At 51.5% G+C, this 17289-nt stretch carries 23 protein-coding genes; 7 read left to right on the forward strand and 16 right to left on the reverse strand.

Translation table 11 applies throughout. From position 1 onward, the window contains the following. Positions 1-149: 149 nt before the first annotated feature. Genes HZB62_11880 through HZB62_11905 form a run of 6 tightly spaced genes read right to left on the reverse strand, consistent with a single transcriptional unit; the run spans position 150 to position 3819 of the window. Positions 150-551, reverse strand: a complete 402-nt coding sequence (locus HZB62_11880; protein ID MBI5075848.1) for a putative toxin-antitoxin system toxin component, PIN family — start codon at positions 549-551, stop codon at positions 150-152. Beyond that, positions 548-766, reverse strand: a complete 219-nt coding sequence (locus HZB62_11885) for a ribbon-helix-helix protein, CopG family (GenBank protein MBI5075849.1) — start codon at positions 764-766, stop codon at positions 548-550. Before HZB62_11885 ends, HZB62_11880 begins: the two co-directional genes overlap by 4 nt. A 50-nt stretch (positions 767-816) precedes the next feature. Beyond that, positions 817-1689 carry an RluA family pseudouridine synthase gene (locus HZB62_11890; GenBank protein ID MBI5075850.1) on the reverse strand — a complete coding sequence of 291 codons (873 nt, stop codon included), beginning with the start codon at positions 1687-1689 and terminating at the stop codon, positions 817-819. After that, a complete protein-coding gene (gene rlmN, locus HZB62_11895; protein ID MBI5075851.1) occupies positions 1686-2735 on the reverse strand; it encodes a 23S rRNA (adenine(2503)-C(2))-methyltransferase RlmN in 1050 nt (349 codons plus the stop codon). The genes HZB62_11890 and rlmN overlap by 4 nt, the downstream gene beginning before the upstream one ends. Before the next feature lie 17 nt (positions 2736-2752). Further along, a complete protein-coding gene (locus tag HZB62_11900) occupies positions 2753-3334 on the reverse strand; it encodes a response regulator (GenBank protein ID MBI5075852.1) in 582 nt (193 codons plus the stop codon). 44 nt (positions 3335-3378) lie between these two features. Then, on the reverse strand, positions 3379-3819 hold the full coding sequence (locus HZB62_11905; GenBank protein MBI5075853.1) for an FKBP-type peptidyl-prolyl cis-trans isomerase: 441 nt from the start codon (positions 3817-3819) through the stop codon (positions 3379-3381). Positions 3820-4145: 326 nt separating this feature from the next. On the opposite strand from HZB62_11905, the gene HZB62_11910 reads away from it, so the two are divergent. The 7 genes from HZB62_11910 to HZB62_11940 are packed head-to-tail and all read left to right on the forward strand — an operon-like array spanning position 4146 to position 9903. Next, entirely contained in the window at positions 4146-5045 is a 900-nt protein-coding gene (locus HZB62_11910; GenBank protein ID MBI5075854.1) for an ACP S-malonyltransferase, read from the forward strand. Beyond that, entirely contained in the window at positions 5030-5764 is a 735-nt protein-coding gene (fabG, locus tag HZB62_11915) for a 3-oxoacyl-[acyl-carrier-protein] reductase (protein ID MBI5075855.1), read from the forward strand. The genes HZB62_11910 and fabG overlap by 16 nt, the downstream gene beginning before the upstream one ends. Continuing rightward, positions 5764-6024, forward strand: coding sequence for an acyl carrier protein (locus HZB62_11920; GenBank protein ID MBI5075856.1), 261 nt, complete (start codon positions 5764-5766; stop codon positions 6022-6024). Before fabG ends, HZB62_11920 begins: the two co-directional genes overlap by 1 nt. Positions 6025-6031: 7 nt before the next feature. Then, the gene (locus tag HZB62_11925; GenBank protein MBI5075857.1) at positions 6032-6430 is read left to right on the forward strand and encodes a hypothetical protein; all 399 of its coding nucleotides are present in this window, start codon (positions 6032-6034) and stop codon (positions 6428-6430) included. Next, positions 6408-8795, forward strand: a complete 2388-nt coding sequence (locus HZB62_11930) for an MMPL family transporter (protein ID MBI5075858.1) — start codon at positions 6408-6410, stop codon at positions 8793-8795. The genes HZB62_11925 and HZB62_11930 overlap by 23 nt, the downstream gene beginning before the upstream one ends. After that, entirely contained in the window at positions 8792-9475 is a 684-nt protein-coding gene (locus HZB62_11935) for a glycosyltransferase family 2 protein (GenBank protein MBI5075859.1), read from the forward strand. Before HZB62_11930 ends, HZB62_11935 begins: the two co-directional genes overlap by 4 nt. Further along, positions 9472-9903 (forward strand): hypothetical protein, encoded by a 432-nt coding sequence (locus HZB62_11940; GenBank protein MBI5075860.1) that lies wholly within the window; start codon positions 9472-9474, stop codon positions 9901-9903. The genes HZB62_11935 and HZB62_11940 overlap by 4 nt, the downstream gene beginning before the upstream one ends. A 109-nt stretch (positions 9904-10012) precedes the next feature. Here HZB62_11940 and HZB62_11945 read toward each other — a convergent pair whose 3' ends face one another. From HZB62_11945 to HZB62_11990, 10 genes are all read right to left on the reverse strand, one after another. After that, on the reverse strand, positions 10013-10267 hold the full coding sequence (locus HZB62_11945) for a type II toxin-antitoxin system RelE/ParE family toxin (GenBank protein MBI5075861.1): 255 nt from the start codon (positions 10265-10267) through the stop codon (positions 10013-10015). Continuing rightward, entirely contained in the window at positions 10260-10487 is a 228-nt protein-coding gene (locus HZB62_11950; GenBank protein ID MBI5075862.1) for a hypothetical protein, read from the reverse strand. The genes HZB62_11945 and HZB62_11950 overlap by 8 nt, the downstream gene beginning before the upstream one ends. A 670-nt stretch (positions 10488-11157) precedes the next feature. After that, positions 11158-12315 (reverse strand): hypothetical protein, encoded by a 1158-nt coding sequence (locus HZB62_11955; protein MBI5075863.1) that lies wholly within the window; start codon positions 12313-12315, stop codon positions 11158-11160. A gap of 104 nt (positions 12316-12419) precedes the next feature. Then, on the reverse strand, positions 12420-13181 hold the full coding sequence (locus HZB62_11960; GenBank protein ID MBI5075864.1) for a hypothetical protein: 762 nt from the start codon (positions 13179-13181) through the stop codon (positions 12420-12422). A 14-nt stretch (positions 13182-13195) separates the two neighbouring features. Further along, positions 13196-13405, reverse strand: coding sequence for an RNA-binding S4 domain-containing protein (locus HZB62_11965; GenBank protein ID MBI5075865.1), 210 nt, complete (start codon positions 13403-13405; stop codon positions 13196-13198). Between the two features lie 25 nt (positions 13406-13430). Then, positions 13431-14201, reverse strand: a complete 771-nt coding sequence (locus HZB62_11970) for a GDYXXLXY domain-containing protein (GenBank protein MBI5075866.1) — start codon at positions 14199-14201, stop codon at positions 13431-13433. After that, on the reverse strand, positions 14201-15475 hold the full coding sequence (locus HZB62_11975; protein ID MBI5075867.1) for a DUF2157 domain-containing protein: 1275 nt from the start codon (positions 15473-15475) through the stop codon (positions 14201-14203). The genes HZB62_11970 and HZB62_11975 overlap by 1 nt, the downstream gene beginning before the upstream one ends. A 45-nt stretch (positions 15476-15520) precedes the next feature. Continuing rightward, on the reverse strand, positions 15521-15715 hold the full coding sequence (locus HZB62_11980; GenBank protein ID MBI5075868.1) for a YwbE family protein: 195 nt from the start codon (positions 15713-15715) through the stop codon (positions 15521-15523). A gap of 14 nt (positions 15716-15729) precedes the next feature. Next, on the reverse strand, positions 15730-16482 hold the full coding sequence (locus tag HZB62_11985) for a PilZ domain-containing protein (protein MBI5075869.1): 753 nt from the start codon (positions 16480-16482) through the stop codon (positions 15730-15732). 35 nt (positions 16483-16517) lie between these two features. After that, positions 16518-17270, reverse strand: a complete 753-nt coding sequence (locus HZB62_11990) for a sulfite exporter TauE/SafE family protein (GenBank protein MBI5075870.1) — start codon at positions 17268-17270, stop codon at positions 16518-16520. Positions 17271-17289: the final 19 nt, after the last annotated feature.

Below are 17289 nucleotides of genomic sequence, written 5' to 3' on the forward strand. Positions count from 1 at the left end.
AACGACATTCTTCACAAGCTTACGGATACCTCTTAACGCTGCATCCGGAGAATGCGCAAGCCAGCTTAGGCTCGGGAATTCAGCGCAAAGACCGACGTAATCGTTGTCTTCCTCTGACCATGTGACCCGATAAGTATACTTGTCTCTTTTCATTGTCCTTTGAGGCTACTCCACAACTGGCGCGGCGTTACAATCTTTATCCCCTTGTAAGCCTTCAGAACGAGAAGATCATCATCGCCGGTTACGATATAGTCTGCTAAACCGGCTAATGCAGTACCGATAATTTGAACGTCATCCTTGTCCCGGCAGAGAGATTCGTCAAGGGGCACAGGCGTTGTTATCGCTGCAACATCCCTAAGATACTGAATAATGTCGAGCACTGACTTTTTTGGCAACTTGATCTTCTTTATAAGTTTCTCCTGAGTCTCTGCAAGGATATACTCACTGAGCACAATGGTATGGCCGGAAATTGATACTTCAAGTATTTCTGCACAGAGTCCACGGGCTGCAAATGCAGCTATTATGACGTTCGTATCGAGGACAAACCTCACGAAATGGCCTTGAAGACATCCTCGTCAGTAAGTAAGCCCTGAGCCTCTGCAAAGGGGAGGGTCTTTTTTCTCAGCTGCCTGAATCTTTTCAATGCAAGATATCTCTCAATAGCGACCCTGATGATCTCACTTCTTGATGCATGTTCTTCGCTGACAACTGCATCGAGTTCCTTCTGAAGCTTCTCAGGCAACCGTATGGTGATAGTATCCTTCATATCCAATCCTCCTTGCACTTCGTAAGACATTGTAACACATTTTAAGGCGCTCACACCATATGCTTTACAAGCGAGCCGAAGGCAGGCGGTATGGGGGTGGTGAACTCCATTTTTTTCTTTGTGAGCGGATGGGGGAAAGAGAGGCTGTATGCATGGAGCGCAATGCGGCGGATCGGGTTCGACAATGCCCCGTATTTTTTGTCGCCGACGATCGGGTATCCCATATCAGACAGATGCACGCGGATCTGGTGTTTGCGGCCGGTATCGAGGATCAGCTCAAGCAGCGCATGCGCCTTGTCCGCCTTGATGACCTTATACCGCGTGACTGCATGTTTGGTCTCCTCGGACATTGCCGCTGAATAGACCTTGAACGCCTTTGTTTCATTCAGATAGCTCTCGATCTTCCCTTCCCTCTTCTTTGGCACGCCTTCGACAACCGCATAGTATTTCTTCTCTGCATGCTCCCAGGCTTCCTGGAGCTTTTTCTTTGCTGCCTCGTTCTTTGCAAATACGAGCAGGCCGGAGGTCTCCCGGTCAAGCCGGTGGACAATAAAGATGCGGTCAGGCCTTGAAGGGTTGCGCTCCTTGAAATACGCGTTCAGCAGGTAGTATGCAGTTTCTCTTTTTTCATTTTCTGTTGCTATGCTGAGCAGGCCTGAAGGCTTGTTGATCACCATAACAGCATCATCCTCATGCAATACCTCTATGTCATGTTTCACGAGGATATCCCTGCCCGGCTCAGGCTTGGTATCAAGAGCGAGAATATCACCTGCTGACAGAAGATGGTCATGCCCGGTCACGAGCTTCCCGTTGACCGCTATGGCCCGGTGCTTCAGAAGCTGCCTGATCTTCGTCTTCGTGTACCCCATGCGCACAAGAAGCTCGATCAGACCCGAGGCTGTTTTAACGTTGATCGGTTTCATAATAACGCGTTGTCCTTTTCTCCTGACAGTTTTCCCCTCAATTGTCCGCAGGCTGCAAGGATGTCCTGGCCCTTGCTCTCCCTGACAAGCGCTGTCATGCGGTTCTCCTTCAGCACCTGCTGAAACGCAAGCACCCTTTCCTGCAAAGGTCTTTTCAGGCTGCTCCCCTCATGAGGGTTATACGGGATCAGGTTTATCTTGCAGGGTATGTTCTTGAGCTTTCTGACCAGCCTCTCCGCATCCTCGATAGTGTCATTAACCCCGTCGATCAGCACATATTCAAACGTGATCAAACGCTGCGGCTGAAGCGGATACCTCCTGCAGGCGTCAAGAAGCATCTTGAGCGGATATTTCTTATTGATCGGCATGATCTGGTCCCGGACCGCGTCGGTCGTTGCATTCAGCGAAATGGCAAGATTAACGCCAGGCGCCTTCTGCGGCAGTTCCATCATCTTCGGCACCAGACCGGAGGTCGAAAGCGTGATCTTTCGTTTTGATATGCCGAGGATATCCGTGATCCTCCAGAGCGCATCGACCACTTCATCGAAATTGGCAAGCGGCTCTCCCATACCCATAAGCACGATGTTCGAGACCCTCTCAGGCCTGATCAGCCTGTTGACCGACAGGATCTGGTCAACGATCTCATGGGCCTTCAAATTTCTGATTAAGCCCGTCTCTCCGGTAAGGCAGAAGCTGCAGGCCATGGCGCAGCCGACCTGCGACGATATACAGAGCGTGCGGCGGTCATCGTCCGGGATCAGCACACTCTCGATCGTCCGGCCGTCTTCGAGTCCAAAGAGATATTTCTCTGTGCCGTCCTTTGACCGCTGGCGCGTGACAAGCTCAAGGCTGCTGATATACGCGGTCCTGCCGAGGTCCTCGCGCATGGCCTTTGAGAATTCGGTGATCTCCTGCAGATCCTGAACATATTTTTCATACATCCAGTGCATAAGCTGACCAACGCGGTATTTGGGCAGACCCTGCGCCTTTGCAAAACTGAACAGTTCTTCCCGGGAGAGGGACTTCAGATCTATCTTTTGTGGCATTTCAGAAAATGGCTGTATTACTTGTTGGCATGGCACCGCGGGCAGAAAAACTTTGCGGTGAACCACGGGGTATCATGGGAAAAGTCAGGGATCAGATCAAGGAGCATCGGCACATTGCAGGATGGGCAGACAAAGCCATTGAGCTTGAAATCCTCCGAAAGCTTCTTTGCATCATAGAGAGATTCCTTGATCTCAATATTATAATGCGCGACCGCCTGTTCAGCAGGTTTCTGGGTCAGGGCTGCGCGGATCTTCTCTACGACCTCGTTCGGCTTGGTGATGGACTTCACAATGTAACCGGCAGCGCCGAGACTCAGCGCCTTCTCGACCTCGTCGGGCTGGCCCTTGGCCGAAAAGACAATTACCGGGATATCCTTGAACTTCTGGTCGGTCTTGACGACCTGGAGCACCTTGTATCCGTCCATGATCGGCATCATAAGGTCAAGGAGGATAATGTCCGGCTTGCTCAGCGAGAGGGCCTTGATCGCTTCCATGCCGTTGTCAGCAGTGACCACCGCAAACTGCTCCAGCATAAGCTTATTGCGGTACATCTGCTGTATCGCTTTTGAGTCTTCTACAAGAAGTACCTGGTATTTCACGGTTTAAATGTAATATGCCCTGTTCGCTGATGTCAAGAAAGAGGCTATGCCTCTTCTGTCACGATCTCTTCGAGAATAACATCGAAGATAAGGTTCTGCCCGGCAAGGGCATGGTTCGCATCCATAATGTACCCGGTTTCTGTCTTCTCGATGACCTTTACCGCAATGGGCATCCCGTCAGCACGGTACAGCTGCATCTGCTGGCCGACCTCAGGCATAATTCCCTCGCTGATCCTGTCCTTATGAAACTCAAAGATCTTCTCCTTCATGCATGGGCCATATGCCTTGTCAGGGGTCATCGAGATCGACCGCGTCTCGCCCGGCACCATGCCGATAACGCCTTCTTCGAGACCTTTAATGAACTCGCCCCTGCCGATCTTCATCTCAAGCGAAGCGCCTCCTTCAGAAGAATCAAAGACCGATCCATCTTCAAGCCTCCCAACATAGTGAATCCTTATTGTATCGCCTTCTTTAACCTGTGCCATCTGTTTCCTTCCTTTTTGATTGATTGTATATTTTACCACAGCTGTTCATAAAAGGTTTTTCAGCGTAGTAAGCATTCAGTTATGCGAGATGCGGCTCCTCTCCTTTACAAGGGGAGGTCGGGTGGGGTATCGGATAAAGTAATCAAAACCTCTGCCTAAAGCACCTACTTTTGGCCCATACCCCTCCTTGGTAAGGAGGGGATTCTTGAATCCATCCACCCATAACTGAAGCGCAACGCAGCATACGGACTTTTTACGAAGCCGTCACAATTGGCTAATGGTCCGCCGGCATGGCATAATATGAAGTCAAAAATCATGGAGAGACCTTGTTAAGAACAGCTGCCATATTCCCCGGTCAGGGGTCCGAGTATCCGGGAATGCTCGCTTCCATAAAGAAGGCGCCGGTGACCGCTGAGATCTTCAGCAGGATCGGGCATGTTGCCAAAAGGGATATCCTTGAGGCTGCGCTGAAACATACGAACCATGGACTGAGCGATCCTGTGGTCTCCCAGCTCTCGGTCTTCGGTGCAAGCGCCTGCTACTGGCAGCTGCTCAGAAAACAGGAGGACTTTCAGTGTGTCACCGGCCACAGCCTCGGCTTTTATGCAGCGCTCTATGCATCCGGCGCTGTCACCCTGGAAGATTGTGCTGCCGTCATCATACATGTTCAGAAGGCAATAGAGGCGGTATCGAATAACAGGGCCGGGCTGATGGCATCGATCATGGGGCTGCGAACAGAACAGGTTGAAGAGATCTGCGCAGGGCTTGACGATGTTTATGTTTCCAACGTGAACTCCGTTACTCAGACGGTCATTTCAGGCTGGAAAGACGCGGTTCGGTCAGCATGCAGCATGGCACTTGAGGACGGTGCACTTTCCGTAAAAGAGCTGTCCATAGCCTATCCCCTGCACAGTCCTCTTATGCACGGCATAGAAGATTTGATCGGACGGGCTGTAACCATGCTGGGGATCAGAGAGCCGGAGATCCCGGTCATAAGCCACATTGACGGCGACGTATTGCAGAGCGAAGGCATTGCCCGCGTGCTCGCTACACAGCTTACCCAAAAAGTGCTCTGGAGAGACACGGTAAAGGCTATCCGGCAGAGAGGCATCAACCGTTTTGTCGAAGTCGGCCCCTCTGATGTTCTCTCAAAACTGGTCAGATGGATTGAACGCGACGCGGAATCTTTCAGGGCAGAGGAGCTGGTGCCGTGTCCGTTCTCGTAGCACTCGTCACGGGCGGCACAAAAGGCATCGGCAGGGCCATTGCCCGCTCGCTTGCAGGCAAAGACATTCGGGTCTATATGAACTTTGCCTCTGACTCGCAGGCCGCTGAGGCAGCGCTCAGTGAACTGAATACTGACGGCAGTTCCGCGGCCGTCATACAGGCTGATGTGTCAGATCAGGAACAGGTAAATGCCATGATCGGGACGATCGTGCAGAACGAAGGCAGGCTCGATATCCTTGTGAATAACGCTGGCATCATCAGGGACGGCCTCCTCATGCTGATGCCGGACAGGAATTGGCACAAGGTCATAGAAGTGAACCTGAACAGCGTATACTACTGTTCAAAGTCAGTGCTGAGGCCCATGATCGGCAACAAATGGGGCAGGATCATCAATATCATTTCGCCGAGCGCTCTTATGGGCAGGGCAGGACAGACGAACTATGCGGCATCAAAGGGAGGCATACTCAGTTTTACCCGGTCATTGGCGCGCGAGGTCGGCCGGTACAACATCACGGTGAATGCAGTCTCTCCGGGTGTGATAGCAACAGAACTCACCAGAGACATGGATGAGAAGATCAGACAGGAGTTCATCTCCATGATCCCGGCAGGCAGGTTCGGAACTCCTGAAGAAGTGGCACAGGCAGTTTCATTTCTTGCTTCGCCTGAGGCAGGATATATTACCGGTGAATATATATCAGTTGACGGAGGACTTACCTGATGGAAAGAGCAGCACTTGTTGAAGAACTGAAGGCATTGATTATAAAGAACCTGAAGCTGGAGGATATGAGCCCTGAAGATATCGATGCTTCAGCGCCGCTCTTCGGGAGCGGACTCGGCCTGGACTCTATCGATGCCCTTGAACTGGTCGTCGGCCTCGAAAAGACCTACGGCATCAGTATCCCTGATGAAGATGTCGGCAAAGAGGCCTTTGCATCAGTGAATGCCCTCGCTGACTACGTTATCAAGAGCAGAACATAGCCCTTCCATGCGGCCTTCTGAGTATCTTCCGCACCGGTATCCTTTTATCATGCTCGATACGGCAGAGGTGATCGAAGAAGGCCGGCGGGCAAAGGGTTCCCGGCAGATAACCATCAATGACCCCATCGTGCTTCCTGACGGCACACTGCCCCAGGTCTATATTATTGAATCCATGGCTCAGGTGTCAGGCATTGCAAGCGGCAGAAAAGGACGCTCACTCTTCGCAGCCATCAGCGGCCTGAACTTCCACGGGACGGTCAGGGCAGGCGATACGCTTGAGGTGGAGAGTATCGTAGAGCGCAGCATAGGCGGCATGTATATTTTTATTGCCCGCGCCTCTGCTTCAGGGAAGGTTATTGCAGACGGGGGGATAGTTCTTCACTTTGATGAGAACCAGAGAGGATAAGCTTCCGTTCATCTGGGCCCTTGCCAGGAGGTTTCCGATCATCACCGTGCTGGCATCGGCCATTGCCGTGCTGGCATCTGTCGGCGCAATACTCGGCGCGAACTTCAATACCGATGTCACACGCCTGATCCCTGCAGACGCCCCAAAGACCTCGCTCTATTTTGATCTTGTCGATAAGACCGGCGGCATGGATAAGGCATATATCGTCTTCAGTTCCGACCGGATAATGGACCATGTCGAAAAGATAGAAGCGATCGGCCGGGAGATCGGCTCATCCCCTATGGTGACAAAGGTCTCCTGGAAAATATCCGGAGAGGCAAAGACATTTCTGAGAGACGTCTATGCAAAAAAAGCCCCCCTGCTTCTGTCACCGGGCGAGATGGAGGAGTTCACCAGGAAACTCAGTCCCGGGGGCATGGAACGGGAACTCGAAAAGACCCGCCAGAGGCTGCTGCTGCCCGGCAGCCAGGAAGGCCTGACCATGGCCGATCCCCTGAACTTCTTTGAGATGTTCCTGCCGCATATGCGCCTTGCTGATGGTTCCTTTGATCCCTCTTCAGGCTATTTTCTGACCCCTGATAAAAAAAATCTGATCATGATCCTTACGCCTGCCGGCTCGCCGCGCGATATTGCATTCTCGGAGAAGTTCATCAAGAGCACGGGATCAATATTGGAACGATACAGGGGCACTGACCTCACTGCGGAGATAACCGGCAGCCACGCTATCACACTCCATGAGGCATCTGCCATGAAGAGGGAGATCGTCATGAATACGGTTTCCTCTCTCGCGGGCGTAATGCTCATATTTCTGATATTTTTCAGGTCGCTGAAAGGACTGCTCTATGTGATGTTCCCGGTCGTTACCGCGATGATCATGACCCTCGGCATAACGCTTCTCTTTTCCAATGCCCTTTCAGAGGTGACCGGCGCATTCGCCGGCATGCTCGCCGGACTGAGCGACGATCTGGGCATTGTGCTTTACGTCAGATACCTCGTGACCGCAGAAGAACATACAAACCCTGCCGAACGCATGGACAGGACCATCAAGGCCGTGTACCGCGGCATAACCACCGGCGCCCTTACCACCGCAATAACTTTTCTGCCGATGGTCTTCTCGTCCTTCAGGGGGATCCGTGAACTCGGCCTTCTGACCGGCATCGGCATGCTCCTCTGCTGGCTCCTGCTCTTCACCCTGGCATCGCTCACCATAAAGCCGTCCTCAGGCAGGTTTATCGAGATCCGTGCGCTCAGGAATATTGCCTTATATGCGTACCAGAGGCCTTTGCGCATCATCTGCCTGTTCTTCTTCTCAACCTTAGCCCTGGCCTTTTTCATCCCCCGCATCCAGTTCATGGGAGATATCACCAAACTCGGTACTGATGACAACAGACCGCGTCAGGCATTTGAGCGGCTGAAGGATACCTACATCAAAGAACAGGGCGTCTTTATTACAGACATCTCCATGGAGATGGAATCAGCTCTGGTAAGAAGTGTTGAGATAAAGGAGGCACTTGCAAAGAATTTAGAACATATAACAACAGCAGGAGATATCCTGCCGCCGCAAGCACGGCAGAAAAAGAATCTCGCAGCTCTTGCTGAGCTTGATCCGCAGAGGGTCGTCCGGGATTTTCAGAAGATCGCCGCAGAAAAAGGGTTTGATGTTTCAGAGTTCCGGGTATTCACGGAAGGTCTGCATACCATACTGCGCAACAGGGAGACGATCACGCTCAGGGATGTTGCGCCGATCAAAGACGTGCTTGAAAGGCTGCTGATCAATGAGGACGACCAGTGGAGGATCATTGTTACGGGCAATCTGAGAAAGGACGCGCCCCTGTCAGCGCTGGACGGATACACGCATACCGGGCCTGCCTTCATACGGCAGGAGCTTATTTCGATCCTGAAAAAAGATACGGCACTCATCGGCCTTATTGCGCTGGCATTCGTGAACATCGTCCTGTTCGTCGATTTCAGAAAGCTGGGCCTTGTGCTGCTCTGCCAGGTCCCGGTCATTGTCAGCATCATCTGCACACTCGGCATCATGGGCATGACCGGCATAAGCCTCAACTTCATGAATGCAATCATCTTTGTGCTGCTCTTCGGCATCAGCACAGACTATACGGTCCACCTTTTGCATCAGTATCGTGCTGACAGGGACATCGGCACGACCTTTCTCCAGACCGGCAAGGCTGTACTCGTAGCAGGTCTTACAACCGTTGCTGGAATCGGTTCTATCGGTTTTTCCACATACAAGGGACTGGCGACCATGGGCCAGGTGGCATCCATCGGCATTACCCTCTCTATCGTCCTCTCACTGACCCTTATTCCGGCACTGCTCAGACTGTATGAAGGCAGAACAAACCGATGAGCAGCAAGTTCTGCTGCCTGATCCCTGCCTTTAATGAAGAGAAGAGGATCAGCGAAGTTATCGCAGGTGTTCGGAAAGTCATCCCTGAGGTGATCGTGGTCGATGACGGCTCGCATGACACCACTGCCGAACTGGCCGAGAAAGCAGGCGCTCATGTGATCAGACATGAGCAGAATTGCGGCAAAGGTATGGCTCTCAGGACCGGCATCAGCCATGTGCTCAAACAGGGATATGATGCTGTCATGACGGTTGACGGCGACGGCCAGCATGCACCTGCCGAAATAGCAGATTTTCTTGCTGCATTTGCATCCGACAGAGGTGATATAATAATAGGTACAAGGCTCTGGGACAGGGCGGCAATGCCGTTGTATCGTTATATCCCGAACCGGATCGGAGTATTCTGCATCTCGATGGCTGCGGGCTGCCGGATCGATGACACACAGTCAGGCTTTCGCCTTTACAAAAGGGAGGTGCTGGAGACAGTGCAGCTCGAGACAACCGGCTTTGAGACAGAGACAGAGATACTGATCAAGGCAGGACAGGCCGGGTTTCGGATCTACAGCATGCCTGTCTCGGCGATCTATGACAGCGACTATACTACAAACTTCAGACCGATTCGGGACTTTTACCGGATCAGCATACTTTTTTTGAAACTGACCATCTTCGGAGGTGTGAAATGAAAAAGATCTTCAGGACAGCACTCATGCTGGCAATTGCGATCGGACTTACAGCCACTGCGTCATGGACAGCGGACACGGCGACAAAAGGAGCAGATGTCTATTTCTGCGACTGCGAAGAAGGCTGCCCCTGCCCTTCACCCTATCTTGAGCCGGGTACCTGCGAATGCGGCCTTGCGCTTGCAAAGGGAAAGGTGATCAGGATCGACAGGGAGAAGGACAGGATATATCTCTGCAAGTGCGACGACGACAAGTGCCCATGCGCATTCGATCCGAAAGACCAGACCAAATGCGGCTGTAACTATAAGGTGAAGGAATATCCTCTCAAGGGCAAGTATGTCTGCAACTGCGGCCCTGACTGCAAATGCAACACGGTTTCGGTCAGTCCCGGCAAATGCTCCTGCGGCGTACCGCTGAAGAAGGTGGAGTAAAGAATCGTATCTGGCGATTTTGTGCTGTTTAGATTTTAGTTGCAGATTTGTTTCGGCTTGAATGCGGCTATAGCTGCAATGGGGCAACTTGTCAAATGCAGCCTTTTTTCTATCTGTAGACGTCCTTTCTATGCCTTATACGGAAAATAGTGATGATCCTTTGATTTTCATCTACAGAATAAACAACCCTGTAATCGCCAACGCGAAGCCTGCATCTGTCTTCACCTTTAAGTTTCTTTGCATGCGGATAAGGGAAAGGCTCTCCTCTCAGCGACAATATGGCCGTATCAATCTTGAGAAATATCTGGTCTGGCAGGCTGTCGAGTTCTTTTTTCGCGGATTTCTTAAGAGAAATCCTATACATGAAGGCGAGCTTTTCTCTTGCGGCTGTATGCTTCGTAATCTTCTGACGGCTCTGCTACACGGTCTTCAATTGCCTTCAGATCAAGGAGGTCCTCCAGCAGATCATTGACCCTTGCGAGTTCCCGCATGTCGAGGACTGCGGCGACCTTTTGGCCCTTCACATCGGTTAAATACTGTTTGACTTTGATCTGTTCTTCCTTTTGCTTCATCGCAACAGACATTGTTTCCCCCTTTTTGTAACCCGAATTTATTATATCACAGGGATTACTACGCCTGCAGCGTGCCTCTGAAGAAGGTGGAGTAGCAGGTCTCATTTGATGCCAGCATAAGCTGAAAAATCCTGGGTGATAATAGCTCCACCTCATTGTTGTAATGGGCGTCTCCTCCCCTTTCCAAGGGGAGGCCGGGCGGGGTATCGAATAATGAATCAGACCTTGCGCAGTTCACCTACAACTCAACACGTTTCAGGAAGATGCAACGATGAAGGTTATGAGAAGAAAGGCGCAACGACAGATTTTATCAATTCCTCCACCGTTTTAATCCGAGCTATTCCCAACTGGAGCAGAGCAATGCTTACAAACTTTTGTTATTCCTCTAAAATTTAAACACGAACAATATTCGCATTCAATAATTAGAGTGAAATATGCTGCAAGCGGCATAGATAACATTCCAATGCCGAAGAAGTATATTTCAAATGCTTTACTTATTGGCACATGATCTCTGTCGAGAATAAAAACAGAAACCATGTTCGCAATAAAAAGCAGCATAAATTGAGTCCCAAGGACGCGCCGCTTTGCGTTAAGTTGACCGTATCTCGGAACAGGGCAATTATTTGAATTAGCTGTTGACTTCAGAAAGCACTCCTCATTTTCCATAAACCTTTTCCCAGCGTTACGCTTCCTGAACAATGACCGTATCCAGCAGATGGGAAAATGACTTCAGAACTTCTTTTTCAAAGACATCGGGAACACGGTCTTTTTTCATTTCAAGCGACTGATTCACGACCACCAGGCTGTCAAAATCAAAACCCTTCACACGCAGATACTCCCGCCCCAGGTGAATGGCAGTCTCTTTTTCGATCTCCTGCATTTTTTTCTTGTCGAACAATTTCCGGAAAAAGCCGGCCTCTTTTTTTCTCTTCTCCACTTCATTCTGTATCGCTTCTGCCTTGCGCTTGATCCTCTTCTTCACTTCCCTGAACCCCTCGTAACCCCAGTCCGGCAGAGTCATGCCCGGCGGCACCTCAATGCCGAAATTCCTCTCCATGGCAGCCGGCTGCCTGAACTCATCCGTATCGCGCAGGTTCTTTTTTTCCATGGTGTCGCAGAGCCCTGTCCAGAGCTGAGAGATCTGCTTATATTCCGAGGTCAGTTTCGCGATCAGAGGGTCTTTCTCGGTCTTGCGGGCTGATATGCCCTGCAGTTTATCCCGCTCCCTGAATTCAAGGGTCTTCTCCCTCACCATCTTTGCAATTTCGCCGATCACAATCACCCTCTCCTGAACAAGGACATCGGTAAGGCTGACCCGCCGTTCTACGCCCTCTGCGTCCCTGATGTTCAGGTCGATATTACAGAGAGAGGTGGCCACGCTCAGGGCCTTGCCCAGATACTGCTTGGCATTGCCATAGCCTTTCAGAGCCTTCTTGAGATCGGTCCCCGGCAGCGCAGCCTTCACAACCACGCCATCAAGAGGGTTGGACGAAATATGATCGTCAGACAGTCTTCTGAAGACCATGAATTTTGTCCCTTTTTGCCAGAACGTGAACGTTCCCTTTCTTAACATATCTTCCACCGTGCGGTTCCGTGATTCGAGGAGCAATTCTTTGAGTGAACTCCTCTGCTCCTCGCTGAGCCCGAAATCCGGAGCAGTAAAATCTGCAAGATCATTATTTGCAACAAAATGCGCAATCATATTCTTTATCAGCAGCTTCCTGTTGACGCCCTTGGGTATCGTGATGCCGCTATATCCTGTGCCGACCGGCGGCTTTTCCTGTCTGCCGGCCTCTTCGACATTAACCTCATCCCGTAACTGCGAAACTGCGATCTTCATCTTCTTTTACCCGCCCCTTGAGTGAACCCTTTTTTCTGCTCCATCCGAGCCACGTTATTATATCATGCACCAGGAGGTGTTTCTGCCTGCAACTCAGTCAGTGTCTACGAAAGTGTCTTTGCCAACAGCGCTGTGGCCACGCTCAGATGCTCCTCCGGATTAAGCGTCGGACCAAGGAGAGCAATCTGGGCAGGCCGGGTCAGAAGGCGCTCGTCATATTGAGCACCCGGACACCGGCTGCGCAGCTCAGCTATAAGACAGGTAAAGTTAAGCGCACGCGACGGCTGAAGCATCGGACCGAGCGAATCATAGACAAGCGCATTCTCGCGAAAAACCAGTAAGGGGTTGTCTCCGGCATAGAGGTTGAAGAACGCTGTACGCTCCTCGACCGCGACTTCCTGAACAGTCTTGGTGGTCCTGGTAAGCATCAAACCTCCGGACATTACTGCACGGCCCAGGCTCACTGATCGGCTCTTCACCGTCTCTGTGGTTGTGCCCCTGACGATCCCTATGCCCCGCAGGATAAGACGGACATTCTGGAACGGGATACTCAGACTCTGACCGGTCTCTGTTACCACAGCAAGACCAGTCACGCTGAGCGCAAATTTTCTGACGATCAGAGGAGAAAGTTCTGCAACAATCTCGCCCTCTGTAAGGAGAACAGCACTGAACCCTGCTGACTGCAGCTTTGCTTTCATCTGCATTGCCCGTTCCTGATCAGCGAATACGCCGACGGTAAAGGGACCATTTCCCGGCGAGCGGAGACGGGAAAGAACCTCATACATGGTCTTGTCCAGGGCCAGGGCAAGGGCAGAGGCATGCGTTTCCCTGTCCTGCCCCAGACTATGGATTGCAACAACATGCATCGCTTATAGCCAGGTCATGCAACAATGATCTCATGACCTTCGAATTCAACCTTGTCCCCCCTGCGCAGTTTGCAGCGCTTGCGCAGTTCAACACTGCCGTTGACCCTGACGTGGCCCTCGGCAACAGCAGCCTTTGCCATGCCTCCGGTATCACAGAGTCCAAGCACCTTCAGGAGGTTGTTCAATTCGATATATTCCCGATTGTTCAGGGCAAACTCTTCCATAGATTGGTTCAGAACCTTTCGGTCCCTACTTTACCTCCCTGTTGTCGATGAAGATCCGTGAAATAAGCGCCTTGCCATCCCTGCGCAAGGCAGCCTCGACATGCAGTCTGCTTTGGTCTCTGACCTGCGGCTGAGCCTGCGGGACATTCTGCTGTTTCGCCAGTGCATCAATGCTGCCCCTTCCCTCCTCGACAAAATAGTGTTCAACGCCATACTCCACGCTGAGTATCTTCTCTCTGATCTCTCGGGACCCGGCAACCGTACCAACAAATGACAGATCTTCCTTGCTGCATTGAGGCGTGTTTTTTTCCGTAAACAGCTGAAAATCCACCTGGCCGTTCCTGTGCGTGCAGAAGAGAACCTTATCATTGCTTCTCGCCCCGGAGAACCACCGCAGTTCAAACTGTCTTGTCTCGCCGGCCTCTCCCGCTGCTGTCACCATCCAGCGTGACTCGTCAAATACATTCGTCACCCTTCCCTGGATAAAAGTCCCTCTTTCCGGTTTCATATGAGATATGCCTGAATATTCGAAGGTATTGTCAGGCTGCTTCCGAAGAAGCACAAAGACATTATCATTCCTGCGATATTCATCCCTGATGCCAAGTTTGGTGAGGTTGATCCGCGAAATGTCATAGCTCAGGACCATGTAGTCGCCGCGGAACATATTCCAGGGATCGACCGGGACTGTTTTGAGCAGAACTTTTTCACCCGTGCTCACCCAGTAATGACGGTAGGCTATAATGCCCGCGAGAAGAATGGTCTGGATAAGCACGATGGCGATGAATTTCTTTGTCATCACAGTTCCTCCTTCATATTGAACGATGCAAGCACCCGCTTGCGTTTTCGCTCAAGAAGCAGACTGCCGAAGATAAGCATAAGCCCGCCGATGACAAAAAAGAGCGACCGCGGCAGCATCTTCCAGAAGAAATCGAAATACCTCGCAAAAACGTCCAGGACGAAAAAAAGCAGGCCAACATTGATATAGAAGGCCGCTTTTCTGGCAAACCCGAGCGCTATCATGCCGATGATCGCAGCAGCAAACAGGAGGTTGGATGACAGGGAGAGGAAAGTCACAACACCGCTTTTTATGGCTGAGCCATAATGCCTGGCAACACCCTGGGCAGCCTCATCGATCGCCGGATTATTGAAGGCAAGTAGCAGTATCACCGCCATAAGAAAGACAAGAGATGCAGCCTCTGCAATAAACCACGTTGTCTTTTTCTGCCGGTCAAACAGAAATGCAACGGTAAGGGCGCATGCAAAAATAACGAGCATCCCGCCATAGAACAGCATCAGTGAAGGGGCGCTGAAGTCAGACCTGAACATGTCGCCAAAGGTAAAGATATACCATGAGGACATGGTCACGATCGTGCCGAGCCAGAGGTAGGGACCATGAAAATGGGAAAAGCGTTCTGAGCCCCTGTGGGCAAGCCCCACGGCAGTCAGCGTGAGACCTGCAGACAGGTAAAGAGGGATAAATGCTGTTACTGAAGAAAAGAACTGCGGTTCACGCATCCAGAAGCTCGCTTCCATGCCGAGCCAGATGAGAAGGTTGACAAGAGCAAGGGTCAGGATCGTCCTGAACCTGAGCAGATAGGCAAGCGGAAGCGTACCGAGGACCCAGAGAAGTTCGCCGTTAGGATAATGAACGCTTATATTATAGATCTGCGCTATCAGGTAGATATTGGCGCCGTACGCCATGGTGCCAAGGAAAATGAGTGATGCGCCGACCTTTACATAATTCTGCCTGACATACCGCATGTAATATCCTGCGCCGTATGCCCCGATCATGGTGCTGAACAGGAGTGCAAGCTTGCCGATCTTCGGGATGAGGTGCCAGTTCGACGCGACAAAAAGGATAATGCCGAGACCAACCAGGATTGATCCCAATACAGAGACCACCGTTATAAGTCTGCCTGAACCGGCCTTTGTCTGGACCTCTGAAACAGTATTGTAGTGGGAAAGGATCTTGTCCCGCTGCTCATAGCTTATGAATCCCTTCTCTATCCATGAGCCCATTTCAACCCGCAGTTTCCTGAGGAACCCGGCATAATCTTCGTTATAGTTCATTTCCCCTCCCCCAAAATTACCCTGCATGAAAAACAGAACTCATTGTCACCCCATTATCTCTTTCACTCTTCCCACTTCCCCGCTCTGGAGGCGGACCTTGATGCCATGGGGATGGACCGGCGAATTCGTCAGGATATCTTTCACCATACCTTTGGTAAGCGTGCCGGTGCGCTGATCTTTTTTCAGTATAACCGCAACGCTGAGGCCCGGCTTTATATCACTGCGTCTTGTCCCGTCCATGCCTTGTTCTCCCGTTACTTGTCAGCTTCCGGGATCATGCCTTCGACAGAAAAACCGGCATCCTCAAGATAGAGACGGCGAATAAACTCCTTCAGCGTTATCCTGTCAGGCTCGGACATCTCCATGAATTCAACGCCGACCTCAAAGCTGGAGACTGTATCAGGAGATACGATACAGGATGCAACCCTCCCGGTGAATGAAAGATGCATGCTCCCCGGAAGGGTTATCCCCATATGTATCCTCGTGTCAGACTCGAAGCTGTGGCTGCTTTCTATCAGCAGACCGCCGAGGCTCAGCTTTTTCACCCTGTATGTCTCGGCAACATCAAGCACAGCCATCTCCTTTGCGTCTACATGGAACCTGATGTTGCACCTGAGCCCGCTCATCTCATGCACCTTCACCTGTCTGTGCTTCTCGATGAGATGGGAAGAGATGAACTTGATCAGGCTTGCAACGATTTCCTGCGGAAGATCGGCGAACTGCAGGCCTGCAGCATATTTCAGATGACTGTACGCATCCGCAACCCCTGCTGACTCGTTCTCCATGCACCAGATAACCGTGCCCCGGACAGGCAGATCAAGATCGTTGTCGAGGATCCTCAAAGAATATTCCCTGCCCATGTCCAGTTTCCGGTCTGTTACCAGGGAAACACCGGTAATGCTGATGTCATTGATAATGACTTCGCTGGCAAATACTGCGTTGCCCTTTATATCCATGACATCTACGCTGAACCGCCTGTGCCGCCTCATATTGCTGAATGGTGTCATATTGTTATTCTCCCATGAATTATGAAAACGCTCAATTATTTTTTCTCTGCAGGAGCCTTTGCCCCCAGATAACGGCCGCCTGTCCAGATGAGGACCGCAGCAAAAACGATCCGTAAAGCCGCTTCAGGCAGATTATGAGCAAGGGTTCCGCCCAGGTACGTGCCGATAAGAATTCCGGGAATGAGCCCTGCAAGCAGTCCACCCTCAACATTCCCGAGCCTCCAGTGCGTATAGGCGCCAACCCCGCCGGCCGGCGCCATGGCAAGAAGCGATGTGCCCTGGCTTATATGCTGGCCCATCCCTGCAAGCAGGACCATTGCCGGTACCATGATCGTGCCGCCGCCGACTCCCATCATACCTGAAAGGAAACCGGTAAAAACACCGGTAAGCAGAAGTATGCCTGCTTTGTACCAACCCGCGGTCGAAAGCACAAGACCGGGCAGATGGGGCTTTATAAGCAGAAGGAGAGAGACAACGATCAGAAATCCGCCAAAAGAGCGCTTCAGTTTCCATTCAGGCAGCGCATGGGCAAACTTCGCGCCTTCTCTTGCCGTGAAGACAGCAGTGACGGCAAGGAGCACAGACGCAGCCCCATCAACCGAACCCTTCAGGAAATAGGTTATTGCACCTGCAATGCCGGTGAAGACGAGTGCGACAAGACTGGTGCCGTGCGCCTTGTGCTGGGTAAGCTTTCTGATGCCGACCATAAGCGGGATCATGATCACCCCGCCGCCAAGGCCGACCAATCCTCCGAACATCCCTGCTACAAGACCGATAAAGAAATTCATCATGGTACGGGAAATTATA

It is taken from the genome of Nitrospirota bacterium (assembly GCA_016214855.1).
Classification (GTDB): Bacteria; Nitrospirota; Thermodesulfovibrionia; order Thermodesulfovibrionales; family UBA6898; genus UBA6898.